At 72.7% G+C, this 5,932-nt stretch carries 7 protein-coding genes; 4 read left to right on the forward strand and 3 right to left on the reverse strand.

Going from position 1 to position 5,932, the window contains the following annotated elements:
- A partial coding sequence (locus VKZ81_RS29995; protein WP_324245097.1) for a PASTA domain-containing protein occupies positions 1–637 on the forward strand: 637 nt, incomplete at its 5' end.
- Positions 638–719: 82 nt separating this feature from the next.
- A complete protein-coding gene (locus tag VKZ81_RS30000) occupies positions 720–1,511 on the forward strand; it encodes a lysophospholipid acyltransferase family protein (RefSeq protein ID WP_324245098.1) in 792 nt (263 codons plus the stop codon).
- 86 nt (positions 1,512–1,597) lie between these two features.
- On the opposite strand, the gene VKZ81_RS30005 is transcribed toward VKZ81_RS30000, so the two are convergent.
- The 3 genes from VKZ81_RS30005 to VKZ81_RS30015 are packed head-to-tail and all read right to left on the reverse strand — an operon-like array spanning position 1,598 to position 4,729.
- On the reverse strand, positions 1,598–2,551 hold the full coding sequence (locus tag VKZ81_RS30005; protein WP_414709511.1) for an acyl-CoA desaturase: 954 nt from the start codon (positions 2,549–2,551) through the stop codon (positions 1,598–1,600).
- 50 nt (positions 2,552–2,601) lie between these two features.
- Positions 2,602–3,975, reverse strand: coding sequence for a mycothione reductase (locus VKZ81_RS30010; protein ID WP_324245100.1), 1,374 nt, complete (start codon positions 3,973–3,975; stop codon positions 2,602–2,604).
- 10 nt (positions 3,976–3,985) lie between these two features.
- Entirely contained in the window at positions 3,986–4,729 is a 744-nt protein-coding gene (locus VKZ81_RS30015) for a M15 family metallopeptidase (protein ID WP_414709512.1), read from the reverse strand.
- 60 nt (positions 4,730–4,789) lie between these two features.
- Here VKZ81_RS30015 and VKZ81_RS30020 point away from each other — a divergent pair, with 60 nt between their 5' ends.
- Both VKZ81_RS30020 and VKZ81_RS30025 read left to right on the forward strand, forming a co-directional pair.
- Positions 4,790–5,248 (forward strand): GNAT family N-acetyltransferase, encoded by a 459-nt coding sequence (locus VKZ81_RS30020; RefSeq protein WP_324245101.1) that lies wholly within the window; start codon positions 4,790–4,792, stop codon positions 5,246–5,248.
- An 85-nt stretch (positions 5,249–5,333) separates the two neighbouring features.
- Positions 5,334–5,759: a lipopolysaccharide assembly protein LapA domain-containing protein gene (locus tag VKZ81_RS30025; protein WP_324245102.1), complete on the forward strand. Its 426-nt coding sequence runs from the start codon at positions 5,334–5,336 to the stop codon at positions 5,757–5,759.
- The last annotated feature ends 173 nt before the right edge of the window (positions 5,760–5,932 follow it).

The raw sequence follows: 5,932 nt of genomic DNA on the forward strand, positions 1-5,932 counted from the left end.
CGCCGTACTCGCCGGGTGCGCCGCGCCCGTGGTCGTCGCGGGGGAGGCCGCCCCCGCGACGGCGCCCGCCGAGCCCGCCCGGGCGACCTGCGAGGTGCAGGTCCCGAACCTGGTGGGCATGACCGGCGAGGAGGCCGGTGCGGCGCTGGCCGCGGCCGGGGCGCTGGACGTCCGGTTCGCGGCGAACCGCGCCCCGATGGTGAACGCGGTGGTCGAGCAGAACCCGAGGGCGGGCACGTGCCAGCAGGCGACCGACGCCGTCCACCTGACCCTCGAACCACCGGCGCCCGAGCCGCACCGGCAGGTGTCGTCGCGCGACTGGCTGTTGATCGCCAAGTCCCCCGACGCGCACGAGGGCGAGCGGATCACCGTGTACGGGCAGGTGTTCCAGTTCGACGCCGTCACCGGACCGGAGGGCTTCCTCGCCCGGGTCGACGGGGAACGGCAGCGCAGGAGCTACGAGTACGACACCACCGTCGCCTTCTCCGGCAGCGCCGCGCAGCTGGAGAACGTGGTGCAGGACGACGTGTTCCGGGCCGACGTGACCGTGCTCGGCTCCTACTCCTACACGACCCGGATGGGCGGGAACACGACCGTTCCGCGGCTGCAGGTGGATGCCATCGAGGTCATCGGCTGACGGTCCGCCCCGCTGGGAGCCTGGTCACACCGGGTCGGGTGGGATGATCGGGGGGTTCGACGGCCCGACCTGGAGGAGACCCGTGACGACGCCGGAACCGCTCTCGGAGTGGCAGAAGCTGCGGCTCACGTTCACCCGGCGGTGGCGGGGCTCCGGGTTCTGGTTCGGCCTCGCGATCGCGGTGCTCTGGCCGTTCGCGATGTTCGGCACCAAGGTCGCCTTCCGCGGCGGTGAGCACATCCCGCGGACGGGCGGCGCGCTGCTCGCGATCAACCACGTCTCGTTCGCCGACCCGATCTTCGACGTGGCGTTCACGATCTGCCACGGCCGGATGCCGCGGTTCCTGGCGAAGTCGGAGCTGTGGTCGACCCCGGTCGTCCGCAACGTGCTCGCGGGCGGCGGCCACATCCCGGTCTACCGGGCCTCGGTCCGCGCCAAGGACGCCTACCGCGACGCGATCGCGGCGATCGAGCGCGGCGAGATCGTCGTGTTCTACCCGGAGGGCACCTACACCGCCGACCCGGACGGCTGGCCGATGAAGGCCAAGAACGGCATCGGCCGGATCGCGCTGCTCACCGGCGCCCCGGTCATCCCCGTCGCGAACTGGGGCACCCAGGACGTCCTGCCGCCGCACACGGGCAAGCCCCGGCTGTTCCCGCGCAAGCGGGTCACGGTGGTCGCCGGACCGCCGGTCGACCTGTCGGAGTGGCTGGGCGGCCCGCGCACCCGCACCGCCCTCGACGGCGCCACCGCCAAGATCATGGGCGAGGTGACGAAGCTGGTGGCCGACATCCGGGGGGAGACCCCGCCGGAGGTCCCGCTGGACCCGGCGAAGCCGACGGCGCGGGTGGAGGACGAGCGCCCCGCGAGCTGACCCCCCGGTGCTGGGCTTCAGGAATGTGGCTTTCCTGAAGCCCAGCTTCGTGGATGTGGCTTTCCTGAAGTTGCCCGGGCGGGGTCTCAGGCGGCGGCGCGGGCCAGCTTGGCCAGGCGCCGCTGGGTGGGCCAGCGCACCGAGTACGCCCAGCCCAGCTTCTCGAACAGCCAGATCACCCGCGCCGAGATGTCGATCTGCCCGCGCTGCACGCCGTGGCGGGCGCACGTGGGGTCGGCGTGGTGCAGGTTGTGCCACGACTCGCCGAAGCTCAGCAGGGCGAGCGGCCACACGTTGCGGGAGTGGTCGCGCGCGGCGAACGGCGCGTCGCCGATCATGTGGCAGATCGAGTTGATCGACCAGGTGACGTGGTGCAGCAGGCCCACGCGCACGAGCCCGGCCCAGAAGAACGCGGTGAGCGCGCCCCACCAGGACAGGGTGAACAGGCCGCCCAGCGCGGCGGGAACGAGCAGCGTGAGGGCCGACCACAGCACGAAGAGGCTGTCGATGCGCCGGACGCCCTTGTCGGCGAGCAGGTCCGGGGTGAACCGCTGCCGGTTGGTCTTGTCGCGGTCGAACAGCCAGCCCATGTGGGAGTGCCAGAAGCCCTTGGCGAGTGCGATCGGCCCGGTGCCGAACAGCCACGGCGAGTGCGGGTCGCCCTCCTTGTCGGAGAAGGCGTGGTGGCGGCGGTGGTCGGCCACCCAGGTGATCACCGGGCCCTGCATCGCGAGGCTGCCGGCCAGCGCGAGCGCGAACCGCAGCGGCCGCTTCGCCTTGAACGAGCCGTGGGTGAAGTAGCGGTGGTACCCGACCGTGATGCCGAGGCCGCTCGCCACGTAGAACACCAGGGCGATCACGACGTCGGTCCAGGTGAGGCCCCATCCCCAGGCGAAGGGGATCGCGACGACGAGGGCGAGCAGGGGGAGGATCACGAAGACGTAGACGCCGATCTGCGGCGCGATCCCGCGACGGCCTTCCAGGATCGGCTTCGCCGCCCCGGCCGGTCGGGTCGAGCTCTCGGCAACGGTCATGGGCATGTCTCCTCGAATGTCGGAATAAGGGGAACCTTACCCGTTCGGGGCGGGTTTCAAAGGTCGAGACCGAGGAGTGCGTTCTCCACCACCTCGGGCAGCGCGGGGTGGATCCAGTACTGGCCGGTGGCCATCTCGCGGGCCCCGAGGCCGAACGACATGGCCTGGATCAGCGGCTGGATCACCGTCGACGCCTGGGCGCCCATCACGTGCGCGCCGAGGATCCGGCCGGTGCCGCGTTCGGCGATCACCTTGCAGAAGCCGGTGGTGTCCTCCATCGCCCACCCGTAGGCGACGTCGCCGTACTCCTGCACCGCGGCCGTGTAGTCGAGCCCGCTCGCGCGGCACTCGGCCTCGGTGAGCCCGACGGAGGCGATCTGCGGGTCGGTGAACACGGCGGAGGGCACGAACCGGTGGTCGCTGCGCCGCGGGGCGTCCGGGTGCAGCAGGTTGTGCGCCACGACCTTGGCCTCGTGGTTGGCCACGTGCTTGAGCTGGTAGGCGGAGCTCACGTCGCCGAGGGCGAAGATCCCGTCGACGGTCGTGCGCTGCTGGTCGTCGACGACGATCCGGCCGTCGGGGTGGGTGGCCACCCCGGTCCGGTCGAGGTCGAGGCGGTCGCCGTTGGGCCGGCGCCCGGTGGCCACCAGCAGCAGGTCGCCCTGCACGCGGGTGCCGTCGGCCAGGTCGACCGCGATGTCGCCGGGGCCGCCGTGCACGCCGGTGACCTCGTGGCCGAGGCGCACGTCCCAGCGCCGTCGGGCGATCTCGGTGAAGCGCTCGCAGACGGTCTCGTCCTGGCCGCGCAGGATGCTGCTGCGCCCGATCACCGTGACCTTCGCACCGAGCGCCGAGAACACGTGCGCGAACTCGGCGCCGATGTAGCCGCTGCCGAGGATCACCAGGTGCTCGGGGAGCGCGTCGATCCGCATGACGGTGTCGGACGTCTCGTACGGCACGCCCGACCCGGCGATCACGTCGGGGATCACCGGCCTGCTCCCGGCCGCGATCACGATCTTGTCGGCGGTGAAGGCGTCGGTGCCGGAGCCGTCGGTGCGCTCGACCGCGAGCTGCTTGTGCCCGCTGAACCGCGCGTGCCCCTCGTAGACGGTGACGTTCGGGCACCGCTCCACGCGGTACTCCCGCCCGCCCGCCGCGATGGGGTCGATCCGGCCGAAGACCCGGTCGCGGATGTCGCTCCAGCGGACCTTCTCCACCGTGGCGTCGACGCCGTAGCGGCTCGCCCGGCGGACCAGCTCGGCGACGTCGGCGGCGTAGACGTACATCTTCGTCGGGATGCAGCCGACGTTGAGGCAGGTGCCGCCGAAGACGCCGTGCTCGACGATCGCGACGTCGAGGTGGTCGAACCGCTCGTCGACGATCGAGTTGCCGGAGCCGGTGCCGATGACGACGAGGTCGTGGTGGCGCACGGTTCACACGCTACGTGCCCGTCCGGGAGAAGTGGTGCCGGTCCACCGGTGATCTCCAACGCCCGCCCCACGTCCAGCCGATCCGCTCGAACGCGGCGACGACCGGGTCCCCGTCGAAGATCATCCCCGGGCGCCGGTGGGAGCGGTCCAGGTAGGCGGAGGCGAGCTCGGGGAGCACCAGGTCGGCCTCGCTGTAGGGGTTCTGGAACGGGTTGACGTCCACCGCCAGCCCGAGCGCGTGCGCCGACCAGCGCGTGGAGCCGACGATGGGCCGGCAGACGAACGCGGTCGTGTTGTTGTCGTCCCCGGTGGGCGGTGCGGTGAGCTCGGCGGGTTCGACGACCCGCATCTCCTCGATCGGGAAGTCGGCCGCGTAGAGGTCGCGGAACACGGAGACGACGTCGTCGGCCACCGAAGCGGCGACGATCAGCTCGCCGGTGTGGGGCAGCCCGTCGAAGCCGCGGAACGAGACCGTCAGGTACCTCAGCTCCTGCGGCGGGACCGGGCACCCGGGCTTCCAGGTCGAGCGGGCGAGCACGTCGTCGGGCACCGGGGCGACGGTCGCGGCGAACCGCCCGTCCGGGGGCGGCGGGAGGAGGTCGCGGGTGGCGAACCGGCGGTCCACGAGGTCGGGCGGGGTGGGCTGGGCGACCCCGTACCCGTCGGGGCGCAGGGGCAGCGGCGGGCGTTCCGCGGGCGGCGTGCCGCCCAGCGCCAGCGCCGCCGCCACGGCGGCGATCACGGTTCGGACCACGCGGCGAGCCTCGCACGGCCGGGCGCGGCGCGCGCTCACCCGATCTGGTAGGCAAGCCGGATGAGCAGCGAGACGGAGACGGCCGCGGTCCACCGCGCCTACGTGGCGGATCTGCCGCTTCACACCTTCTACGAGCTGCTGAGGCTGCGGGTGGACGTGTTCGTCGTCGAGCAGGCGTGCCCCTATCCCGAGCTCGACGGCCGCGACCTCGAGGACAGCACCCGGCACTTCTGGCTGGGTGGCGACGGGCGCTCGGAGCCGGTGCTCGGCTACCTGCGCCTGCTGCGGGAGTCGACGGGCGAGTTCCGGATCGGCCGGGTCTGCACGGCGCGTTCGGTGCGCGGACGCGGTTTCGGCCGCCAGCTGATGCAGGCCGCGCTCGCCGAGGTCGGCGACCGCACCTGCCTGCTGGACGCGCAGGAGCACCTCGCCGGGTTCTACCGCGAGTTCGGCTTCGGCCAGGTGGGCGAGTCCTACGACTGGGACGGCGTCGCCCACGTCCCGATGCGGCGCAACTGACAAGATCGCGGCGTCGCGTGGCGGGCGTCGTTGCGGGATACTCCCAGGTGGTCACTAACGGTGCCGATCGAGCGAGGTGACCGGGATGAGCGACGACCCGACGCGGGCGATGAACCTGGGCACGCCCGCCTACGGCAGCGTCGGGCCGGCCGACCCGCGCGAGGACCCGCCCACGCAGCCGAGCCTGCGCCCGGTCGCAGGAGAGGGACCGACGGTCCCGACGCCGTCCGGGCCCGAGGCGCGGGCGGGGCGGCCCGTCGAGCAGCCGACGCGGCGCTCGCGCACCGGCGTCCTGTGGGTGGGCATGGTGCTCTCGGCGCTGGTGCTGCTGTTCCTGCTGATCTTCATCCTGCAGAACAACACCCCGGTACAGATCAACTTCCTGGGCGCGTCGGGCACCCTGCCCACCGGCGTGGCCCTGCTGCTCGCGGCCATCGCCGGGCTGCTGCTCGTCGCTATCCCGGGCGGCCTGCGCATCCTGCAGCTGCGCCGCGCCGCCCGCCGCCGCTGACCCGGCCGGGGGCCGTCAGGACGCGCGGCTGCCGACCCGGATCTCCCAGGGGGCGAGGGGTTGGTCGCCGAGTTGGGTGTCGTCGCCGCTGAGGTTGGCCACGACGACGCCGTCGGGGGCGCGGAAGGCGAGCAGGTGGGGTCGGGTGGGGGAGCGGCCGATCTCGACGTCGC

Origin of the sequence: Pseudonocardia sp. (assembly GCF_035305885.1) — a bacterium.
GTDB lineage: Bacteria > Actinomycetota > Actinomycetes > Mycobacteriales > Pseudonocardiaceae > Pseudonocardia.